The following is a 19,089-nucleotide window of genomic DNA, read 5'->3' on the forward strand; positions in this document are numbered from 1 at the left end:
GAACTGCCGGGGGGACGGCCTTACCGCCCTCGTGCCTGCTCCTGGTTCGAGCGGTGGGGGCCCTGGAGCCAGTCCGCATGCGGCCCCAGACGCGTGTCGACCGGCTCCTTACCTCGCCGGAGTGCGTCGATGTAGGCACGGTCCGCGGCGAGCCGAGCCGCCACCTGGGGACCCTCCGCGACGGCACCATGGCCGGGGACCACGACCTCGGCGTGCCTGGCGGCCTCGTCCAGCCGGTCCAGTGACTTCTCGTAGGCATCCACCTGGTCGTCCTGGCGAATGTCGAGGAGCGGGATCAGCACGTCGGAGAGCATGTCACCGACGAGCAGGACGCCACGGTCCGCGAGGAGGATCGCGGCGTGGCCGACGGCGTGCGCCTGATGCTCGATGATCTCGCCCGGCACGGGTCCGCCGTTCGCGGGCAGCGGGGTGAGGAGTCCGATCAGCTCGAGAGGGATGCCGGACGCGCTCTGCGCCGCCATCGCCTGCGCCCGCTCCCGGGCTTCAGCGGCGACCCGGGTGGCGGCCGGGGTGGCGTAGCGCGGCACGTCGCCGAACCGGCTGTGCCAGAGCAGGTGGTCCCAGTGCGGGTGGGTGCAGAAACCGGCGACCACCGGGTCACTCAACTGATCGACGTCATCGGCGAGTTGGTCCAGTTCGGAGCCGTTGATGCCGGGATCGATCACGATCAGCCCCTCGTCCCCGCGCACCACGACGGAATTGCTCCAGACCCACTCGCTCTGCCGGACCCAGACGCCGTCGGCCACCTGACGCAGCTTGCCCATCTCTGCTCCCATCGGTCGGTCACAGTGCTGAGACTGCGATCCGTGGCTGAACTCATCGGTGAAGGTCCTGGAGATCGAGAGCGAGCAGCTTGATCGGGCGTACGGCGGTGTCCCGCGCCTTCCGCAAGGGCGCGGGACCTTGCGAAGCCCGCTCGATCACAGGCCGGTGGCCAGCCAGATGGTCGCGGCCGCGGTGGTGAGGAGTCCGAGGTTGAGCGTGATCCGGCGGTCGTCGCCGGTCAGATGGACGGCGACCGCACCGAGCTGCAGGAGAAGGAACCCGATGGCCGCGGCCGACGCCAGCCAGGGAGCGATGCCGGTCAGCGGCGGCAGGATCAGCCCGGTCGCGCCGAGTATTTCGACGGTCCCCAGCGCTCTGACGACGGGCAACGGCATGCGGTCGACCCAGGCCATCATCGGACGGAGCTGATCGGGGCTGCGGATCACCTTCATCGTGCCTGCGTAGAAGTAGAAGAGGGCGAGAAGTCCCGCGACGATCCAATAGGCGATGTTCATGGTTCCCGTTCATGGTTCCCGTTCATGGGCCACCGGCGGACGCGCCACGGCCCGGCGGTTTCAGACAGAGTCAGGGGCGGGCTCGGTCGCGTAACGGCTCATCGCGTCGATGTTGGCCTGTGGGGTCAGCGGTCGACCGTCGGCGAGCACCTTCTGGAGGTCCCGGAAGTACTGCACGTACAGGTCGGGGGTGAAGGTGCTGAGCATGACGGCGGGTTGGTCGGTCGGGTTGGCGAAGGTGTGCGGGGTACCGGGCGGAACCACGACGAGCGTCCCCGTGGTGGCGTCGTGGTCCTCGTCCCCGACGGTGAACCGCACGGTGCCGGAGAGGATGTAGAAGCCCTCGTCGTGTCGGGCGTGGCGGTGCTGGGGCGGTCCCTGGGTGTGAGGGGGGAGGACGGACTCGGCGATCGCGAGGCGGTGTCCGGTGCGGCTGCCGTCCTCCAGCACGCGCATGCGCGTGGTGCCCAGAACGATCGTCTCGCCGTCACCGGGACCCACCACCGATACAGCGGGGTCGGCCTGTGGCTCGCTGGTCGTTGCTTCTTCGGTCATGCTCACGAGTCCACCGCCGGCGCCCTGCCGGTGTCCAAGACCTGTCCCGCAGCGCCGATACCTGATCGGTATTGTCGCAGCGTGGAGCTACGGACCTTGCGCTATTTCGTGGCGGTCGCCGAGGAACTCCACTTCGGCCGGGCCGCCACCCGACTGCACATGAGCCAGCCGCCGCTGAGCCGGGCGATCAAGCAGTTGGAGGCCGAGGTCGGGGCCCTGCTGTTCGCCCGCTCGCCTGTCGGCGTCACACTCACGCCGGTGGGCACGGTGCTGCTCGACGAGGCGCGGGCGTTGCTCGACCATGCCGACCGCGTCCGGGCACGCGTGGGCGCGGCGGCCGGCGTCACGACGCTCACCGTCGGCATCCTGGGGGACGGCACCGATCCGGGAATGTCCAGGCTCGCCGCCGCCTACCGGCGGCGCCACCCCGGCATAGAGATCCGCATCCGCGACACCGATCTGACCGACCCGACGTGCGGGCTGCGCGCCGGACTCGTCGACGTCGCCTTGACGCGCGCGCCGTTCGACGAGACCGCCCTGACGGTGCGTGCGCTGCGGACCGATCCGGTCGGCGTGGTCCTGCGCGCAGACGATCCGCTGGCCCGCCGCGACCGGCTGCGGCTGGCTGAGCTGAGCGACCGCCCTTGGTTCCAGTTCCCCCAGGGAACCGACCCCGTCTGGCAGTCGTACTGGAATGCCGGCAGGCCGCGCGAAGGTCCCGTGGTGCGCGCCGTCCAGGAATGTCTGCAGGCGGTGCTGTGGAACGGCACGGTCGGCATGGCCCCGCTCGGACACGACCTTCCCCCGGAGTTGGCCGTGGTACCGCTGACCGACATGACGCCGAGCCGGGTGGTGGCGGTGTGGAACGAGGGTGACACCAATCCGTTGATCCGGTCTTTCATCGAGATCGCCACAGCCGCGTACCGCCGCTGAGTACGGGCAACCGCGGCGCAGGTCCCGCATTCGTGTCCCGCCTCCGCGTGTCCACCGCCCCGTGCTCAGAGCGCTTCACGCGGGAGCCGGCGGTGGAGGTCTGCGCGGTGAGAAGCGAGGGGTCGGGCGCAGGCGATGAGCAGGGCGACGTCGTCGTGGTCGCCGGGGTGTCTGAGGTCGGCGAGGAGCCGGTCGCAGGTCTCCTCCAGTGGAGATGCGGGTGTGTCCAGGAGATGGAGGAGGGTGTCGAGGCGTTCGTCGATGGAGTGCCGGCGGGTTTCGACCAGTCCGTCGGTGTACAGAACCAGTCGGTCGCCGGGCCCGAAGGCGAAGGTGGTCGTTTCGAAGGGGACGCCACCGACGCCGAGAGGCGCGCCGGTGGGCACGTCGAGGAGTTGCGGGTGCCCGCCCCTGCGGACGAGAGCGGGGGGCAGGTGGCCGGCGTTGGCGATGCGGCACTCGCGGCGGTGGGGGTCGTAGACCGCGTAGACGCAGGTGGCGATGTACTGCTCAAGGCCGGAGGTGATCGAGTCGAGTTGCTCGAGGACTTGGGCGGGGTCGAGGCTGAGACCGGCGAAGGCGGTCGTGGCCGTGCGCAGACGTCCCATGGCGGCGGCGGCCTCGATGCCGCTGCCCATGACGTCCCCCACGGCGAGCGCCGTTCTGTCGCCGCTGAGCGGGAGGACGTCGTACCAGTCGCCGCCGATCTCGTAGGCGGCCTGCGCGGGCCGGTAGCGGGATGCGACCTGGAGGCCGGGCAGGTCGGGAGGGGCGGTCGGGAGCAGACTGCGCTGGAGGGTCTCGGCCGCGTTGCGCATGTGCTGGTGCGCGCGGGCGTTGTCGATGCACACCGCTGCGCGGGAGGCCAGCTCGGCGGCGATGGCGAGGTCGTCCTCGTCGAAGGGACGTGGGTCCCGGGCGCGGGTCAGCCCCAGGAAGCCGAGGGTGATGCCGCGGGCGGTGAGTGGGACGGCCAGGTAGGAGTGCACGCCGGCGCGGGCCAGCAGTACGGCCGCGTGCTCGTCGCGAGCGATGTGCGACAGGTCGTTTCCGCCGGTGTGGGGGACCAGGACGGGCCGGCCGGTGCGTACGCACCGGGTGGCCAGGCGGTCGGGCTCGTACGCGGTGATCCGGCCGGGCGGGTCAGCGGCCGTCGCTGCGTCCGTGGCGTAGGCGGCCTTGACGGCGAGGGCGCGGAAGAGAGCGGGGCCGTCGCGGGTGGCGGGGCGGTGCTCGTCGAGGACGGAGTCCAGTACGTCCACGGCGGCCACGTCGGCGAACTCCGGGACGACGACGTCCGCCAGCTCCCGGGCCGTCTGGTCGGCCTCCAGAGTGGTGCCGATACGGGCGGCCCCGTCAGCGATCAGCGCCAGACGTCGCCGCGTCTCCGTGGCCTCCCGCGCCGACCGGTAGCGGTCGGTGACGTCCACCACCAGCTCGGCCACCCCGAGAACGTGCCCCCAGGTGTCCTCCAGCCGGTACACCGAGATCGCCCAGGCGTGCTGTTCCGGGTCGGCGAGGGTACGGCCCACGATGGGGGACCGGTCGAGCAGCGGCTCCCCGGTGCGCAGGACCTGCCGCATCGCGGTCTCGGCCTCCTCGAATTCCGGGGCGCTCATGACCTCGCGGTAGGGGCGGCCGAGGTGCTCTTCCTGGGGAATGCCGTGGATGCGCTCGAGAGCGGGGTTGACGGACACGTACGTGAGATCGGTGTCGAGGATCGCGATGCCGATGGGGGACTGGGAGACCAGCCGGGTGGACAGCGCGAGGTCCCGCTCCACCTGGCGCAGCCTGGGTGTGTCGGTGCCGAGCCCGAGGGCGTAGAAGTCCCCGTGGTCGTCCATGAGCCGCATGTTGCGCAGTTCCACCAGCCGCGTGCCACCGTCCTTGCAGCGGATGGGGAACGTGCCGCCCCAGCTCTTTCCACTCTCCATGACGTCGGCGAACGTCTTGATCACCCAGTCCCACTGCCCCGTGTGGACCAGTAGGTGTGCGGCGTACTGCCCGAGCGCCTCCTGGGCCGTGTAGCCGTACAGTTCCTCGGCCTGCGGACTCCACAGAACGACCCGCCCCTCGGCGTCCAGCAGCACCGCGGCCACCCCGAGGAGGTCCATCAGCCCGCTGGGCTGCGGTGACTCGTCCTCGGGACGGCGGGCGTCCGCCGGGCCCTGGTCCACGGAAGACCGATCGGCTTCGTCCATCGCCGGCCCTCCTTCCGCCGGCCGACGTCACGGGGCGTCCGTCGGCCTCGGCACGCGCCTGCCGCCGTCTGCAGGCGCTGCGACTTCCATGGTCCCCCCGAGCACCTGACACCACACCCCGTCCAGGTGAGTGGTCCTTGTCATCCACGACAGGCCCGGCACGCTGAGCAGGGCGGGCAGACGGTGCCACGGCGGCCTCGGTGAGGTCTGATGTACCCCCTGCCTGGACGTCGGGCGGGGTGGGCCTTGCCGAGCCGTGGCCGTCGCAGCCGAGCCGGGTTCCGAACATCTGGGTGCCCCGTGCGGAGGCCAGCCGTCCGTCAGCTGCCCCGTTAGCCGTCCGTCAGCCGCCCGTCAGGCGTCGAAGCGACGGCGGGCGGCCTCGATGTGACCGAGGTACTGGTGGGTCCAGCCGCACATGCCGTCGACCGTGGCGCGCAGGGCTTGGCCCGGCTCCGTGAGGGTGTATTCGACCCGCGGCGGCACGGTGGGGTGCACCTCCCGCTCGACCAGGCCGTAGCGCTCCAGCATGCGCAGGTTCTGGGTGAGCATCTTGTGACTGACGCCCTCGACCTCGTTGCGCAACTCGCTGAAGCGCAGCGTGCGTTCTCCGAGAGCCTCGATGATCAGGAACGCCCACTTGTTGGCTACGTCCGAGAAGATCGCGCGCGCCAGAGAGTCGGCGCGCCTCAGGTCCGCGTCTTCGGGCGAGCCCGTGTACTGCTTGGTCGCCATCTGGTTCCTCAGTCACTGAAAAGTGCGTTCTTCCAGGTCAACGGTCACTCTCCTACGGTTTTCGAGTAACCACAAGAGAGCGAGCGCGTCTTGGTTCCGCTGAAGTGAATCCGCGGCCGTCTTCAACCACAACCTGTCGGCCGAGAGCGACTTCGGCTACGCGCAGGCGATCAAGTCCGGCGACCTGGTCCACGTCTCCGGCCGGCTCTCGCTCGACGAGAGGGGCGGGGCGACTTCCTCCATGTGGACGACTTCGTCGCCCAGCTGTACGTGGTGAATCTGCGCGAACTGAGTATGGGTCCCATCGTGCGCAGCGACCCGACTCGCAACGACGCAGGTCTCCCACCCGCGGGGGAGCCAGGTGGGAGGGGGCGAACGCGGTGTCGGGTCGGCAGCACGAGCACGCGGTGCTCGATCTCGCCGTGCGCTCGGTGAGGGGTCGCGGGCCCGGTCAGCCGGCCGGGTCAGCGCAGGCCGGCGAAGAGATCGTTCTCGGGGACGTCCGCACCGGTGGTGTCTTGGACCCGTACGAAGGTCTCCATGCCCATCAACTCGCCGAACCTCTCCTTGCCCATCTTGAGGAAGAAGATGTTCTCACCCTGACTGGCGTGGGCGGCCAACGCGTCGAACTTCTGATCGCTGAACGCGGTGGTGTCCACCCACGTGGTGATCTCCTCGTCGGGGAGGCCGATCTCGGCCGCCGCGGCGGCCTCGGCGGCCTCGGCAGGATCCGGCTCCGGCATGTCCTCGTGAAACTCGCGCATGATCTCGCCGAACCGCTGCATCATCGAGCGGGGCATCGTGGTCCAGTACACCTTCGGAGTCAGCTCGGTCATCTCCAGCGCCGCCATCGTGATGCGGTGGGCCTGGATGTGGTCGGGGTGGCCGTAGAAGCCGTTCTCGTCATAGGTGACGACCACATCAGGTCGGTAGTGCCGCATGAGTTCTGCGAGTCGGGCCGCGCCTTCCTCCACGGGGGTCTGCCAGAAGGACCCGGGGGCGTCGTTGCTCGCCCAGCCCGCCATCCCGGAGTCGGCGTAGTCCAGCGTCTCCAGATCGCTGATCTTCAGAACCTCACAGCTCGCCTCGAGTTCTTGACGGCGCATCAGGGCGACTGCCGCCGGATCGTGCCCGGGATCGCCCGGCTTGACACCCCCTGGCCCGTCACCGCAACCGCCGTCGGTACACGTCACGAGAACCGTACGCATGCCTTCCGCCGCGTACCGCGCGAGGACCCCTCCTGTGCCGGTGGCCTCGTCGTCGGGGTGGGCGTGTACTGCCATGAGCGTCAAGGGCCGGCCAGTCATCAAACAGTCCTCCTGCATAAATGTGTCTCGGTCGATGCAACCGCGCCGGACGGTCCGGCTGTTCCCGGTGCCGGCGTTTGGCCAGGCGGAGGCGCCCGTGGTAAGCGCAGGGTCCTGCGGGGCGATGAGGTGACCTGGGGTGTCGACCTGGCCGACGGTGGAGCCGCGTTCGCTCACGCTCCTCCTCGACCATCGGTCAGCCCCGCGGCGAGGGCAGGACCGACGCCGAGGACGCCGCGGTCACGGCCGGCCAGGTCCAGGTCCAGGTCACACGGGACCGGCACCCCGTACGCGCCGGTGCCGGAAGACGTCGCCACTCGTCGTACGGGCCAGGACACCGACGGCGCGCGGGCCAGGACACCGACCGCATGCCGCGCGAGGTGGTGTCCTGGCCGCGCCGTTCCCTGACGCCTTCCGCCTACGTCGACGCGACCACGGACCGGTCCGGCTCGTGCTGCCGGGGTGTGACTCAGGCGTCGATGATGACGGGGATGATGAGAGGCCTGCGGCGGTGGGTGCGGAACGCCCAGTTCGCCACGGCCCGGGCGAGGAGTTGTTCGAGCTGGCGCGCGTCCCCGACGCCTTCCTCGGCCGCGGTGGCCAGGGTCTTCTCGATGACGGGGACGACCGGCTCGAAGGTGGCGTCGTCGTGGACGAAGCCGCGGGCCAGGAAGTCGGGCGCCTCGGCGAGCGCGCCGGTGTCCGCGTCGACGATCGCCACCACCGTGACCACGCCTTCCTCCGCGAGGGTGAGGCGGTCCTTGAGGGACGCCTCGGTCGCGCCGCCGACTTCCATGCCGTCCACGTAGACGTTGCCGGCGGGGACCTTGCCGGTGATGGACGCGCGGCCGTCGACGAGGTCGACGACGACTCCGTCCTCGGCGATGACGACGTGGTCGGGATCGACACCGGTACGGATGGCGAGGTCGGCGTTGGCGCGCAGGTGGCGCCATTCGCCGTGCACGGGCATGACGTTGCGCGGTTTGACGATGTTGTAGCAGTAGACGAGTTCGCCTGCGCTGGCGTGCCCGGAGACGTGCACCTTGGCATTGCCCTTGTGGACCACGTGGGCGCCCCACCGGGTGAGTCCGTTGATCACCCGGTAGATGGCGTTCTCGTTGCCGGGGATGAGGGAGCTGGCGAGCAGGACGGTGTCGCCCTTGCCGATGCGGATCTGGTGGTCGCGGTTGGCCATGCGGGACAGCGCGGCCATGGGTTCGCCCTGGGAGCCGGTGCACACGAGAGTGATCTTGTGGTCCGGGAGCTTCTCCAGCTCCTTCGTGTTCACGACCAGACCGGACGGGACCTTCAGATAGCCCAGGTCACGGGCGATGCCCATGTTGCGGACCATCGACCGGCCGACGAAGGCGACCTTGCGGCCGTGCTGGTGGGCGGCGTCCAGGACCTGCTGGATGCGGTGCACATGGCTGGCGAAGCTGGAGACGATGACCCGGCGTGGCGCCGTGCGCATCACCTGCTCGATCGCCGGGTTCAGCTCACGCTCCGAGGTGGTGAAGCCGGGAACCTCGGCGTTGGTGGAGTCGGTGAGGAACAGGTCCACGCCCTCTTCGCCGAGGCGGGCGAAGGCGCGCAGGTCGGTGATGCGGTCGTCGAGAGGGAACTGGTCCATCTTGAAGTCGCCGGTGTGCAGCACCATGCCGGCGCCGGTGCGGATCGCGACCGCGAGGCTGTCCGGGATGGAGTGGTTGACCGCAACGAACTCGAGGTCGAAGGGCCCGAAGCCGCGCCGGTCGCCCTCCCGCACCCGCACCGTGCGCGGCCGGATGCCGTGTTCCTTGAGCTTGGCCTCCAGGAACGCCAGCGTCAGCTTGGAGCCGACGACGGGAATGTCGGACCGTTCACGCAGCAGGTACGGCACTCCGCCGATGTGATCCTCGTGGCCGTGGGTCAGCACGACGGCCACGATGTCGTCCAGCCGGTCGCGGATCGAGGTGAAGTCCGGCAGGATCACGTCGACGCCCGGCTGGGTCTCCTCGGGGAACAACACGCCGCAGTCGACGACGAGCAGCTTGCCCGCGTGCTCGAAGACGGTCATGTTGCGGCCGATCTCACCCAGGCCGCCCAGGGCGATGACCCGCAGCCCCCCTTCGGGAAGAGGCGGAGCGGCTTTCAGTTCGGGGTGCGGATGACTCATAGCTTGACGGTACCCGGAGAGCGCAACGAGATGATCCATTGTCGCTGTGATCTGATCGCTGGTGACGGTCGGTAGTGCCAGGCGCCGAAGCGGTACCGCCCCGCCGAGGAACATCCTGACGGGACCTCGGTGCGACATACTCTCCGGATGAGTTCACGCGTTTCCCCGATCAGCCGGCCGGTCACGATACGCAGGGCCGTCGCGCGGGATGCCAAGCGGCTCACGCGGCTCGTGCGTGGCTCAGGCGCCTACCAGGGGAAATACGCGGCCGCGGTGGCGGGCTATCGGGTCGGTCCCGATTACATCGAAGCCCACAGCACCTTCGTAGCCGTCGGTGCCGTCGGTGCCGACGAGCATGCAGGCCGGGTCCTCGGGTTCTACTCGCTCGTCCTCGTTCCACCGGAGCTCGATCTGCTGTTCGTCGCCGACGAAGCACAAGGACATGGGATCGGACGGCTGCTCGTCGAGCACATGCAGTCCGAGGCCCGTGCCGCCGGGCTCGACCGTGTCAAGGTCGTGTCGCACCGGCCCGCCGAGGACTTCTACCACCGCGTCGGTGCTGTGCGGACCGGGACCGCGCTCGCGAACCCGCCCGCCGTGCCGTGGGACCGTCCCGAATTCGAGTTTCGCCTTCCTCCGGCGTGAACGGGTGTTCCGGTTCACGTGCTGAGCCGGTGCGGGCGCCGGGTTGATGCCGGCGTGCGAGGGGTGGCGGGTGGGGTGTGATGCAGAACACGGTGAGTGTGCGCATGTGTGTTCGGTGCGTACTTCGGGTGGGTTGGACCTGGTCAGAGCGCTACGGAGGGTGACTAGCGGCGCTTGTTGAAGGGTGTACAGGGCCTGCACGGGGGCGCGTGGGGAGGCTTTTTCAAACGGGCGTGAGTGTTCCGCCGGGCAAATCACTTAGCTAGGTCTCAGGCCCAACGGCCTTTCGGCGCGAGCGAGTTGGCGCCGGGTCCCTGCTTGCCTCGATGGAGAGGATCTTTGCTCATGTCCCCTGCCGACAGGAGCCGGTCGTGAGGTACGACGACGCCCAGGAGGGCGCCTCGCCGGCGGAGCACCGCGCCGGGCTCTCGCAGTCCATGTTCGTCGCCCTGGACCTGGAAGTGGACTTCGAGGCCTTCTACCTCGGTCACCACGAGGTCTTCCACGCGTATGCGGAAGTGCACTTCGGCAACCGCGAGACCGCGGAAGAGGTCATCCACGAGGTCTTCCTGGAGATTCACGCGGGCTGGTCGCAGCTGCTGAGCGCGGGCAACCTCGAACAGGGTGCGTGGGCGATCGTGCGGCGCATCGTCCACAACCGCCTCGATGCGGAGGGCCGGGGCCCGGCATTCGTCATCAACGGCCCCATCGCCCAGGCCCTCGACACGGCGCTCGTCACGGCCCGCGACAAGCTCCAGAAGATGGAGTCCGCGAGCGGTCTGTACGAGGCGATAGCGGACCTGCCCGACCGGCAGTTCGAGGTGATCGTGCTGCGCTACGTGCTCGGCTACCCGACCGCCAAGGTCGCCTGGTACATCGGCATAGACGACCGGACCGTCGGCCACCACCTGCGCCGTGCCAAGGAACGCCTGCGCCTCAAGCTCGGCCTGCCCGAGACCCCGAAGAAGTCCAAGCACAAGGGAGTGGGAGCGTGAGCACCACCATCAACGACCTCCTGGAGAGCGCCCGACTGCCGGTCGCCCCGCGCAGCGGCGCCGACGTCGCCGCGGGGCTGCGCCGGCTGGCCGCCGACGCCTCCCGCCGCACTCCCGCCACCGAGGTCACCCGCGCCGCCCAGGCCGGACAGCGCCTCGCCGTGGTGTGCCGGTGGGTCCTCAACGAGCCGGACGCAGCCGCTCACGTCGCGAAGATCGCCGAGGGCCCGGACCGCGGGCCGCTGACGGAAGAGGAGCTCGACGTCGACGGCGCCCTCGTCTACGCCTGCCTGCTGTCCCTGACCGGCCATCCCGAATCCGCACAGTTCTGGTGGCAGCTCGCCGCCGGGGCCGGCAGCCGCGCCGCCGCCTACTGCCTGCACCTGCACCACCTGTGCGTGGGCGAATCCAGGCGGGCGCGGCACTGGTTCCACCAGCTCACCCACTCCATGGCCGACACCGCTCCGCCGGACGCCGCCTTCCTCGACGGCCTGGAGATCTTCGCCCGGTACGTACGCGCCAACGGCTCCGGCGCCCACGCGCCCACCGGCCGCCTGGAGAGCGAGGTCGACCGGCTGGCCGCCCGCACTCCCCACTCCTCCGTCATCGTCGCCCGGCCCGACGGCCAACTCGTGGCCCGGCTCCAGGAGTTCAACCAAGGCCGCTGATCTTCTCCCGGTACGACGACCGGTACGACAACGAACAGGGGAGACCGTCACCAGCCACCGGTTCCACGGCCACGGCCGGGCGGGCTCCCCGTCAGGACGCCATCCAGAAAGGGACGTAAGCCATGGACCCCAGCCTCCCTCCACCTCGCACGGGCCGGGAACGGTTCCTCGCCGTCCGGGAGTGGATCGTGCGACGGCGGCGCATCGCCCTCGCTCAACTGCTGCGCGGCGCCTGTTACGGCGCCGGCACCGGAGCCGTGGGCCTGATCTTCGTGTGGGTCGAGCACCGCATGTGATCACACAGCAGCATGATCCGCACCAGGGCGGCCCGCGCCGGGTCGGTTGTCCGACTGACCCGGGTGCACCTGGCATCGGCCTGGCTGCATGGATCAGGGGCGTTCGTGGACCAGTACAGCCGGGTGCTCGCGCCGGATCCGGCCGGGATTCAGTCCGCGTCGGCGACGATGGAGCCGACGCGCTCGGCCAGGACCGGATCGCGGCGGACCAGGACGGTGGCGTAGCCGACGGCGACGAGCAAGGTGGCGATCGCCGCGTAGGGGAACCAGTTGTACGGCGCGGGCTGCCCGGGCTTGGCGAGGTAGTACAGCGGAACCAGGATGGCCACCGTGCCGAGCGCGGGCAGGAGGAGGTGCCGGACGACCCGGAACTCCTGGGGGCGGTACCTGCGGTAGTACAGCGGGAGCGCGATGTTGGAGGCGAGGTAGACCAGCAGGATCAGGATGGCGCCGAGCGTCGAGGACTCGGTGAAGAAGACCACCGGGTTCATCGGGCCGCCGTCCGAGCCCAGCAGGTGGCCCAGGCCCCAGCCGCCGATGATCAGCAGGGCGATGGCCGTGAAGGTGACGATCGCGTTGTTCGGGGTGCGGCGGACAGGGTGGACATAGCCGAAGAAGGCGGGCAGCAGACCCTCGCGTCCGGCGTTGAACACCAGGCGCGCCTGGGAGTTGATACCCGCGATCAGCACGCCGAGGGTGGAGGTCAGACCACCGAGGTAGGCGAGGAACGCCAGCACGCCGAGGGTGTCCTGGGCCACCTCGATGAAGGGGATCCGGGTGGCTCCGAGCTTGGCCACGTCGTAGCCGAAGCCGGTCACCGTGGCGTAGGCGAAGAGAATGTAACTCACCGTCATGATCGCGATGGAGGAGAACACGGCGCGGCCGACGTTGCGCCGCGGATTCTCCGTCTCCTCGGCGAGTGCCGCCGAGTTCTCCCATCCGATGAACAGGTACACCGCCAGCGGGAAGCCGGCTGCCAGACCGTTGAAACCGCCGCTGATGTGGCTGGGCAGGAAGGGGTCGACGGACAGCCCGCCGTGGTGTTCCACCAGCGCGGCGACCGAGACCACGAGCAGCACCAGCATCTCCGCGCCGAAGAAGTAGCCGGCCCACTTGGTGGAGACGACCACCCCGCGCAGCATCAGCACCACGGCCAACCCGGTGAGCAGTAGGGTCCAGATGATCCACGGCAGGTCGATGCCCGTGTAGTGCTGCAGGGTGATCTGCACGAACCCGCCGGAGATCGAGATGACACCGGCCATCGCGATGATGTAGCCCAGCGCCGCCAACAGCGCCGTCGTCACCGCGCTGACGGGTCCGAACGTCTTGCCGACGAAGGTGATGAAGCTGCCCGCCGAGGGGTGCGCGCGGGAGAACTCGGCGAGCGTGTTGCCGAGGAGCGCTACCGCGACACCCGCGGCCGCGATGGTCAGGGGCGAGGCGACGCCCGCGGTGGTGGCCAGGAAGGCGAACCCGAAGAAGAAGCTCATGGCCGGGCCGACGTTGGCCATCGTCGCGGCGGCGATGTCCGCCATGCCGAGGACGCCGCCGCGCAGCCGCTGCGGCGCGCCGACGGGGCCCGGGGGCGTCAGCGGATCTGCTCCGGGGTGGGGCATGGCGGCAACTCCTCGTGCAATGTGGCGGCGTGGTGGGTGCGCGGGCTGTCGAGGGCCGGGCGGGCACGGTCGGGGCGGGTCAGCGGTGCCGGGAACGCTGGTGTGCCTTCACCGCCTGTACGGCCGGTTCGGTCGCACCCCGCCCGAGCTCGGTGAGCAGTTCGGCGTGGCAGCGGTTCTGTTCCCGTACCGCCTCGGGCAGCGGTGCGGGGAGGAGCAGGCACAGCCGGCCGAGCAGATCGGCGGCGAACTCGCGGATTCCGGCGCCGCCGAGCGCCTCCGCGAGGGCCAGGTGGAAGCGGGTCTCCAGCTCCGCCATGTCTGCCGGGTCGTCGGTTCGGTCCAGGTCGTCGACGAGTGCGCGAAGTGGGTCCAGCCTCTCGGCCGGCACCTCTCCCGAACCGTGCGCCACGAGGCCGCATTCGAGCAGCAGGTGGAAGGCGTCCAGTGACGCTGCCTCCTCCGCGTCGTGCATCAGGGCGACGACGGTGTCCCAGCCCTGCGCGACGAAGGTTCCGCCCGCCCGGCCGCGTCGGCGGTCGAGCAGGCCGTCCTGGCACATGCCCTCCAGCGCGCGGCGCACGGTGATCTCCCCGATCCCCAGTTCCTCGGCGAGGACACCGGCGTCCGGGAGTCGGTCCCCCGGCCGCACGGACTGCAGGCGTACCCGCAGGGCGATCCGTGACCGGACGAGATCGGATCCGTTCTGGCCGCCCAGAGGCAGCGCGCGGGCGTGCCCCACGCCGATGACCGGGGTCGTGGGAGCTGAGCCCGGCTGGTTGTACGGCCCGAACTTGCCCGCTGCATTCACCACGACGTCACCCTAACGGCCTGCTGATCGCGGACGTGGCCCCGAACGTGACGTCGTACGGCGGGACCGTGGCCGGGAACGCGGGCTCGACATCACGCGGCTCGGCGTCCCGCGCCTGGCTTCCGCCGTGCGCCGCGTCCAGGGCGGGCTCGTACGCGGCGAGAAGGGCGGCAGGCGGTTCCCGCGACGACGTCTCGGGGTGGTGCATGGGAGCTCCGAGGGGAGGGGCACGTCGGGAGGAGGCTTTCGCGAGGGGAGGAGCGGATCGCGATGGAGGAAAAATTAGAGCAAGGTGAACAGTTAAACAAGACCTCGCCTCGCACGGCCCGTGGGTGGCGTGCGAGGGCGGGGTGGGCAGCCGTCCGGCACGGCTCTGAGCTGGGGATTCGCGCCTCCGCGGGCCGGTTGGTGAAGTCCCGTTGGCGCGGCGTGACGGAGGGCGTGCGAGGCGGGGGTTGGGAGGGGAAGCGCGGTGGACGGGCCACCGGACCCCTTGTTTTTTTAGATCGCCCTGAACTATTTTCCTGAGCGCCACCGGCGTGACCGGTCCCACAGGACCCGGCTCGCAGGCCGCGGTCCACCATGCCCGCTCCACGACCGTGATCGCCACCCGCTCGCTGCTCCAGAACCCCCGCTGCTCCGTCCTGCGCAATCCACGCGGCCACCCCGCAGGCATCGTCCCTCGTCCCCACCTGTCCTTGGATGTCGAGATGACCACACGTCCCCCTGTTTCCGCCCCCGATCCGGTCACCACCGTCAAGAACGACCCAGAAGGATCCGGCCTGCAGGCCGGCCTGAAGAACCGCCACCTGTCGATGATCGCGATCGGCGGTGTCATCGGCGCCGGGCTGTTCGTCGGCTCCGGATCCGGCATCGCCGCCGCCGGCCCCGGCATTCTGGTCTCCTACGCCCTCGTCGGCGTCCTCGTCGTCCTCGTCATGCGGATGCTCGGCGAGATGGCCGCGGCCAATCCGACGTCCGGCTCGTTCTCCGCCTACGCCGACCGCGCGCTGGGCCGCTGGGCCGGCTTCACCATCGGCTGGCTGTACTGGTTCTTCTGGGTCGTGGTGCTCGCCGTGGAAGCGACCGCCGGAGCCAAGATCCTGGCCGGATGGATCCCGGCCGTACCGCAGTGGGGCTGGGCCCTGATCGTCATGATCGTCCTGACCGCCACCAACCTGGTCTCGGTCAGCTCCTACGGCGAGTTCGAGTTCTGGTTCGCGGGTATCAAGGTCGTTGCCATCGCCGCGTTCATCGTGGTCGGCGCACTCGCCATCTTCGGTCTGCTGCCGGGCTCGGACCATCCTGCGTCCGGCTTCTCCAACCTGACCGCGCACGGTGGGTTCCTGCCGAACGGCCCCGGAGCGATTCTCACGGGCGTGCTGATGGTGGTCTTCTCCTTCATGGGCAGCGAGATCGTCACCCTGGCGGCCGGTGAGACCGCGAACCCGCGGGCCGCGGTCACCAAGGCCACCAACAGCGTGATCTGGCGGATCGCGGTGTTCTACCTGGGCTCGATCCTGATCGTGGTGTCGCTGCTGAGGTGGGACGACCCGGCAATCCTCAAGGACGGCTCGTACGTCGCCGCGCTGAGCTCCGTCGGTATCCCGCACGCCGCCCAGATCATGAACGCCATCGTGCTGACCTCCGTGCTGTCCTGCCTCAACTCCGGCCTGTACACCGCGTCCCGCATGGCCTTCTCGCTGGGCCGCCGCAGCGACGCTCCGGCCGCCTTCGGCAGGACGACACGCCGCGGAGTGCCGCAGTCGGCCATCCTGGCCTCGGTGGTCTTCGGCTTCGTCGCGGTCGCCTTCAACTACCTGTGGCCGGACACGGTCTTCCAGTTCCTGCTCAACTCGTCCGGCGCCATCGCTCTGTTCGTCTGGCTCGTGATCTGCTTCTCCCAGCTGCGGATGCGCAAGATCATCCAGCGGGAGTCGCCCGAGAAGCTGGTCGTCAGGATGTGGCTGTACCCCTACCTGACCTGGGCCACCATCGCCCTGATCACGTTCGTACTGGGCTACATGCTGACCGACACCGCCGAAGGCGGCGGCCGTGACCAGGTGGTCCTGTCCACCCTGGTGGCTCTGGCCGTGGTGGTCTTCGCCCTGGTCCGGGGACGGCTGGCCCGGAAGGTCCGGCAGGACGAGATCATCCCTTCGTAGCAACCCGGGCCGATCCACGGCCTTCTCCCGCCCGCCGGTGACGCGGCTCCCACCGCGTCACCGGCCTTCAGGATGTCCTGCCCGACATGCGGGTCGATGTCCGGGAAGGTGAAGTCAGTTCGAGGACCAGCCTCATGGCGTCATCGAGAAGAGACGTCTCGCTCTCGCTCATGGACGGGTCGGCCGCTCGCCTCTTCCCGGCTTCCGTGAGGTATCCGCAGCCGCTGTCCCCCGCAGCGACCGCGGGGGCGAGGTGCGTGAGCAATGAGGCCAGTACCTTGCGGGCCGGTGCCGCCAGGGCGGTGGTGTCGACGGCGACCTGCGCCAGGATCAGGGACGACATTCCCCAGTCCAGTCCGGGTGGCCCTTCCTCGGTGTTGCACCAGTCGATCACCATGGGGCCGCCCGATGTGAGCACCACGTTGTCCGGGTGCAGGTCGAGGTGGAGGATGCGGTGGGTGGGATCGGCGGAACCCCGTGCGGGAACGGAGTGCAAGCGGTGCAGCAGGCCGGCCAGCGCCGATCCCGCTTCCTCGGCCGTGATCGTGCCCAGCAGCAGTGCCTGCAGCATGGTCGGGCCGTGCAGCCGCTCCATCACCAGGTCGCTTCGAGGCGCCGTGCCCGGCGTGGCGCCCGCAGGGCCCCGAACCCGTGGCACGGGATATCCGCGCTCCGCGAGGTAGGCCAGCACGGCGGTTTCGGCGGTGGCGTCGCCGCCGTCCCGGTATCGGCGAAGGACCCAGTGGTCGTCGATGGCGAACACGTCCGCGGTGCGGCCGGAACCGAGTAATTCACCCGTCTGCATGCCCGGACCCTACTCGTCGGCGACGCCGTTATCTTCCCTCCTTGCGCTGCGGCTTGGCTCCGTTCGTGCGGGTGGGCGAGGTGGGCGCAGGCATCGCTGAAACGCTCGACCGCTGTAGGACGGCTGCCGAACCTCCCGGGTCAGGGGGACATCCGCCGGTCATCGGAAAGGTTCAATGCGTCTGCGACATGGGACAGCGCGGCTCCCAGGGCGAGGCTGACGCGGGTGTGGGCGAGTTGGTCGCCTCGGGTGGGGTCCCGGTTGATGATGAGGACCCTTTTGTCCGCCTGAGCCGCTTGGCGGACAAATCTGAGCCCAGACATCACCGTGAGCGAGGAGCCCAGAACCAGCAGCGATGTCGCCGTACGGACCAACTGGCGACAGTGCTCGATCCGCGCCGCGGGCACGGTCTCGCCGAAGAACACCACGTCGGGCTTGAGGATGCCGCCGCAGTCCGCGCACGGCAGGACGCGGAAGCCGGCGACCTGTTCGTCGGAGAGGTCGGCGTCACCGTCGGGGTTGATTCCCGCGGCCACCGGTTCGAAGGAAGCGTTGGCCTCTTCCAGTCGCACGGCGAGGTCACGGCGTGAGGTGATGGCGTCGCAGGCCAGACACCGCACTCTCGCCAGACTCCCGTGCAGTTCCACGACCCCCTCGGCGCCGGCGGCCTGGTGCAGACCGTCGACGTTCTGGGTGATCGCGCCCGAGAGCAGGCCGTGCCGGGCGAAAGTGGCGACGGCCCGGTGCCCGGCGTTGGGGCGGGCGCGGCCGAAGGTACGCCACCCGAGATGGCTGCGTGCCCAGTATCTTCGCCGTGCCTGCGGGCTGGCGGTGAAGTCCTGGTACGTCATCGGCGTGTGCCGACTCAGGCTTCCGCCCTCACCTCGGTAGGCGGGGATGCCCGACTCTGTGGAGATGCCCGCCCCGGTGAGGACCAGCACACCACCGGCGTTCAACGCGTCGACCACCGGCTGGAGGTCGGTGGTGCCCGGCGGCAGGTCCGGGGGAGGGGTCCAGTGCAGTGTGGGACGGGTCCGCATGCGTGCCAGGGTACGAAAACCGGGTCCGCCGCGTCCTTCGGTCTGATCGTCGGAGCCCGTCGCGCCCTGATCGGCGCGGAGGAGCGGGGCGGTACCGGGAGGCGGGGCCTCCAGGGCTATGCCGAGTCCTGGTCGAGGAGGTAGCCGATGGCCTCCACGACGTCACCGACCGTGTGGTGCGGTGTCACCAGTCCGGCGGGCCAGGGGCGGCCGGTGACCCAGATGGTGCGCAGCCCCGCATCGTGGCCGCCGACGATGTCGGTCTCGGGATTGTCGCCGGTCATCCAGTCCCCGCGAGTGAGCTGCGTTCCGCATCGGGCTGCGGCGAGTTCGAAGAGTCGCGGGTCGGGTTTGCGGATGTCGATGTCGCCGGACGCGGCGATCCCGTCGATCAGATCGGAGAGGCCGGTGGCATTGATCTTGGCCCGCTGAATGTCGCTGGCGCCGTTCGTGGCGACACCGATGCTCCAGCCGGCCTCCTTGAGACGCTCCAGGCTGTTGAGCACGGCAGGTCGGCAGTGCATGGAGGCCGCCATGCGGTCGATGTAGACCCGCCACAGGTGCTCGGCGCTCTCGCTGACGGGGAAGGCGGCGCGCAGCCGGTCGAAGTCACCGCGCTCGGCATGGTCGGCCAGCTCGGTCAGCAGCCACTGTTCGATCTCGGGACCGTAGCCGTGGTCATGGCTCAGCGAGGTGATGGCATCGGCGAAGGCACCGGTGCGGTCGACCAGGGTGCCGTCCAGATCGAAGATCGCGAGTCTCACGATGACGGACCTTACTTGCCGCGGCGAGTGACCGGTATGGGCCCGTCCTGCTCCGACCGGTGTGCGGTGAGTTGCCTGGGTTTGGCTATCACGGGAG

Annotated in this window: 19 protein-coding genes and 1 pseudogene; 7 read left to right on the forward strand and 13 right to left on the reverse strand. The window is 69.7% G+C overall.

Annotation, left to right across the window (positions count from 1 at the left end; genetic code table 11):
- Window positions 1–20: 20 nt before the first annotated feature.
- From D1369_RS40325 to D1369_RS40335, 3 genes are all read right to left on the reverse strand, one after another.
- Window positions 21–785 carry an MBL fold metallo-hydrolase gene (locus tag D1369_RS40325; protein WP_037898654.1) on the reverse strand — a complete coding sequence of 255 codons (765 nt, stop codon included), beginning with the start codon at window positions 783–785 and terminating at the stop codon, window positions 21–23.
- A 156-nt stretch (window positions 786–941) separates the two neighbouring features.
- On the reverse strand, window positions 942–1,301 hold the full coding sequence (locus D1369_RS40330) for a DoxX family protein (RefSeq protein WP_007379476.1): 360 nt from the start codon (window positions 1,299–1,301) through the stop codon (window positions 942–944).
- 60 nt (window positions 1,302–1,361) lie between these two features.
- Window positions 1,362–1,856 (reverse strand): cupin domain-containing protein, encoded by a 495-nt coding sequence (locus tag D1369_RS40335; protein ID WP_202476905.1) that lies wholly within the window; start codon window positions 1,854–1,856, stop codon window positions 1,362–1,364.
- Between the two features lie 96 nt (window positions 1,857–1,952).
- On the opposite strand from D1369_RS40335, the gene D1369_RS40340 reads away from it, so the two are divergent.
- Complete coding sequence (locus tag D1369_RS40340) at window positions 1,953–2,789, forward strand: LysR substrate-binding domain-containing protein (protein WP_037898652.1); 837 nt, start codon at window positions 1,953–1,955, stop codon at window positions 2,787–2,789.
- A 65-nt stretch (window positions 2,790–2,854) separates the two neighbouring features.
- Here the strand turns inward: D1369_RS40340 and D1369_RS40345 are convergent, their stop codons facing one another.
- Window positions 2,855–4,990 carry a SpoIIE family protein phosphatase gene (locus D1369_RS40345; protein WP_007379473.1) on the reverse strand — a complete coding sequence of 712 codons (2,136 nt, stop codon included), beginning with the start codon at window positions 4,988–4,990 and terminating at the stop codon, window positions 2,855–2,857.
- 354 nt (window positions 4,991–5,344) lie between these two features.
- Window positions 5,345–5,725: a helix-turn-helix domain-containing protein gene (locus D1369_RS40350; protein WP_007379472.1), complete on the reverse strand. Its 381-nt coding sequence runs from the start codon at window positions 5,723–5,725 to the stop codon at window positions 5,345–5,347.
- Between the two features lie 133 nt (window positions 5,726–5,858).
- On the opposite strand from D1369_RS40350, the pseudogene D1369_RS44260 reads away from it, so the two are divergent.
- Window positions 5,859–5,992 (forward strand): annotated as a pseudogene (locus tag D1369_RS44260) (RidA family protein); the annotation flags it as partial.
- A gap of 197 nt (window positions 5,993–6,189) precedes the next feature.
- On the opposite strand, the gene D1369_RS40360 reads toward D1369_RS44260, so the two are convergent.
- Together D1369_RS40360 and D1369_RS40365 are read right to left on the reverse strand one after the other, a co-directional pair.
- The gene (locus D1369_RS40360) at window positions 6,190–7,032 is read right to left on the reverse strand and encodes a PIG-L family deacetylase (RefSeq protein WP_007379471.1); all 843 of its coding nucleotides are present in this window, start codon (window positions 7,030–7,032) and stop codon (window positions 6,190–6,192) included.
- A gap of 469 nt (window positions 7,033–7,501) precedes the next feature.
- Window positions 7,502–9,187: a ribonuclease J gene (locus tag D1369_RS40365; protein ID WP_118083051.1), complete on the reverse strand. Its 1,686-nt coding sequence runs from the start codon at window positions 9,185–9,187 to the stop codon at window positions 7,502–7,504.
- Window positions 9,188–9,334: 147 nt separating this feature from the next.
- Between D1369_RS40365 and D1369_RS40370 the strand changes: the two genes are divergently transcribed.
- From D1369_RS40370 to D1369_RS43260, 4 genes are all read left to right on the forward strand, one after another.
- A complete protein-coding gene (locus D1369_RS40370; RefSeq protein WP_007379469.1) occupies window positions 9,335–9,832 on the forward strand; it encodes a GNAT family N-acetyltransferase in 498 nt (165 codons plus the stop codon).
- Between the two features lie 371 nt (window positions 9,833–10,203).
- A complete protein-coding gene (locus D1369_RS40375) occupies window positions 10,204–10,827 on the forward strand; it encodes a sigma-70 family RNA polymerase sigma factor (protein ID WP_007379468.1) in 624 nt (207 codons plus the stop codon).
- Window positions 10,824–11,495, forward strand: coding sequence for a hypothetical protein (locus D1369_RS40380; protein ID WP_118083052.1), 672 nt, complete (start codon window positions 10,824–10,826; stop codon window positions 11,493–11,495). Before D1369_RS40375 ends, D1369_RS40380 begins: the two co-directional genes overlap by 4 nt.
- Window positions 11,496–11,617: 122 nt before the next feature.
- Window positions 11,618–11,791 carry a hypothetical protein gene (locus tag D1369_RS43260; RefSeq protein WP_007379466.1) on the forward strand — a complete coding sequence of 58 codons (174 nt, stop codon included), beginning with the start codon at window positions 11,618–11,620 and terminating at the stop codon, window positions 11,789–11,791.
- A 149-nt stretch (window positions 11,792–11,940) separates the two neighbouring features.
- On the opposite strand, the gene D1369_RS40385 is transcribed toward D1369_RS43260, so the two are convergent.
- From D1369_RS40385 to D1369_RS40395, 3 genes are all read right to left on the reverse strand, one after another.
- Window positions 11,941–13,407, reverse strand: a complete 1,467-nt coding sequence (locus D1369_RS40385) for an APC family permease (RefSeq protein ID WP_037898647.1) — start codon at window positions 13,405–13,407, stop codon at window positions 11,941–11,943.
- A gap of 79 nt (window positions 13,408–13,486) precedes the next feature.
- Window positions 13,487–14,221: an FCD domain-containing protein gene (locus D1369_RS40390; RefSeq protein ID WP_007379464.1), complete on the reverse strand. Its 735-nt coding sequence runs from the start codon at window positions 14,219–14,221 to the stop codon at window positions 13,487–13,489.
- Window positions 14,222–14,225: 4 nt separating this feature from the next.
- Window positions 14,226–14,426, reverse strand: coding sequence for a hypothetical protein (locus tag D1369_RS40395; RefSeq protein ID WP_037898644.1), 201 nt, complete (start codon window positions 14,424–14,426; stop codon window positions 14,226–14,228).
- Window positions 14,427–14,928: 502 nt separating this feature from the next.
- Between D1369_RS40395 and D1369_RS40400 the strand changes: the two genes are divergently transcribed.
- Window positions 14,929–16,383 (forward strand): amino acid permease, encoded by a 1,455-nt coding sequence (locus tag D1369_RS40400; protein ID WP_037902884.1) that lies wholly within the window; start codon window positions 14,929–14,931, stop codon window positions 16,381–16,383.
- Window positions 16,384–16,450: 67 nt separating this feature from the next.
- Here the strand turns inward: D1369_RS40400 and D1369_RS40405 are convergent, their stop codons facing one another.
- The 3 genes from D1369_RS40405 to D1369_RS40415 all read right to left on the reverse strand — a co-directional run bounded on the left by D1369_RS40405 (window position 16,451) and on the right by D1369_RS40415 (window position 18,992).
- Window positions 16,451–17,188: an aminoglycoside phosphotransferase family protein gene (locus D1369_RS40405; protein WP_007379461.1), complete on the reverse strand. Its 738-nt coding sequence runs from the start codon at window positions 17,186–17,188 to the stop codon at window positions 16,451–16,453.
- 140 nt (window positions 17,189–17,328) lie between these two features.
- Window positions 17,329–18,228, reverse strand: coding sequence for an NAD-dependent protein deacetylase (locus tag D1369_RS40410; protein ID WP_007379460.1), 900 nt, complete (start codon window positions 18,226–18,228; stop codon window positions 17,329–17,331).
- Between the two features lie 116 nt (window positions 18,229–18,344).
- A complete protein-coding gene (locus D1369_RS40415; RefSeq protein ID WP_007379459.1) occupies window positions 18,345–18,992 on the reverse strand; it encodes an HAD family hydrolase in 648 nt (215 codons plus the stop codon).
- Between the last annotated feature and the right edge of the window lie 97 nt (window positions 18,993–19,089).

This window comes from Streptomyces sp. CC0208 (assembly GCF_003443735.1).
Taxonomy (GTDB): Bacteria; Actinomycetota; Actinomycetes; order Streptomycetales; family Streptomycetaceae; genus Streptomyces; species Streptomyces sviceus.

What these genes read in the sequence shown, in the direction of transcription:
- D1369_RS40360 (WP_007379471.1), bottom strand. Translation starts at nt 7,032, where the DNA reads ATGACTGGCCGGCCCTTGACGCTCATGGCAGTACACGCCCACCCCGAC.
- D1369_RS40370 (WP_007379469.1), top strand. Translation starts at nt 9,335, where the DNA reads ATGAGTTCACGCGTTTCCCCGATCAGCCGGCCGGTCACGATACGCAGG.
- D1369_RS40400 (WP_037902884.1), top strand. Translation starts at nt 14,929, where the DNA reads ATGACCACACGTCCCCCTGTTTCCGCCCCCGATCCGGTCACCACCGTC.
- D1369_RS40330 (WP_007379476.1), bottom strand. Translation starts at nt 1,301, where the DNA reads ATGAACATCGCCTATTGGATCGTCGCGGGACTTCTCGCCCTCTTCTAC.
- D1369_RS40410 (WP_007379460.1), bottom strand. Translation starts at nt 18,228, where the DNA reads ATGCGGACCCGTCCCACACTGCACTGGACCCCTCCCCCGGACCTGCCG.
- D1369_RS40335 (WP_202476905.1), bottom strand. Translation starts at nt 1,856, where the DNA reads ATGACCGAAGAAGCAACGACCAGCGAGCCACAGGCCGACCCCGCTGTA.
- D1369_RS40385 (WP_037898647.1), bottom strand. Translation starts at nt 13,407, where the DNA reads ATGCCCCACCCCGGAGCAGATCCGCTGACGCCCCCGGGCCCCGTCGGC.
- D1369_RS43260 (WP_007379466.1), top strand. Translation starts at nt 11,618, where the DNA reads ATGGACCCCAGCCTCCCTCCACCTCGCACGGGCCGGGAACGGTTCCTC.
- D1369_RS40405 (WP_007379461.1), bottom strand. Translation starts at nt 17,188, where the DNA reads ATGCAGACGGGTGAATTACTCGGTTCCGGCCGCACCGCGGACGTGTTC.
- D1369_RS40325 (WP_037898654.1), bottom strand. Translation starts at nt 785, where the DNA reads ATGGGCAAGCTGCGTCAGGTGGCCGACGGCGTCTGGGTCCGGCAGAGC.
- D1369_RS40350 (WP_007379472.1), bottom strand. Translation starts at nt 5,725, where the DNA reads ATGGCGACCAAGCAGTACACGGGCTCGCCCGAAGACGCGGACCTGAGG.
- D1369_RS40365 (WP_118083051.1), bottom strand. Translation starts at nt 9,187, where the DNA reads ATGAGTCATCCGCACCCCGAACTGAAAGCCGCTCCGCCTCTTCCCGAA.
- D1369_RS40345 (WP_007379473.1), bottom strand. Translation starts at nt 4,990, where the DNA reads ATGGACGAAGCCGATCGGTCTTCCGTGGACCAGGGCCCGGCGGACGCC.
- D1369_RS40395 (WP_037898644.1), bottom strand. Translation starts at nt 14,426, where the DNA reads ATGCACCACCCCGAGACGTCGTCGCGGGAACCGCCTGCCGCCCTTCTC.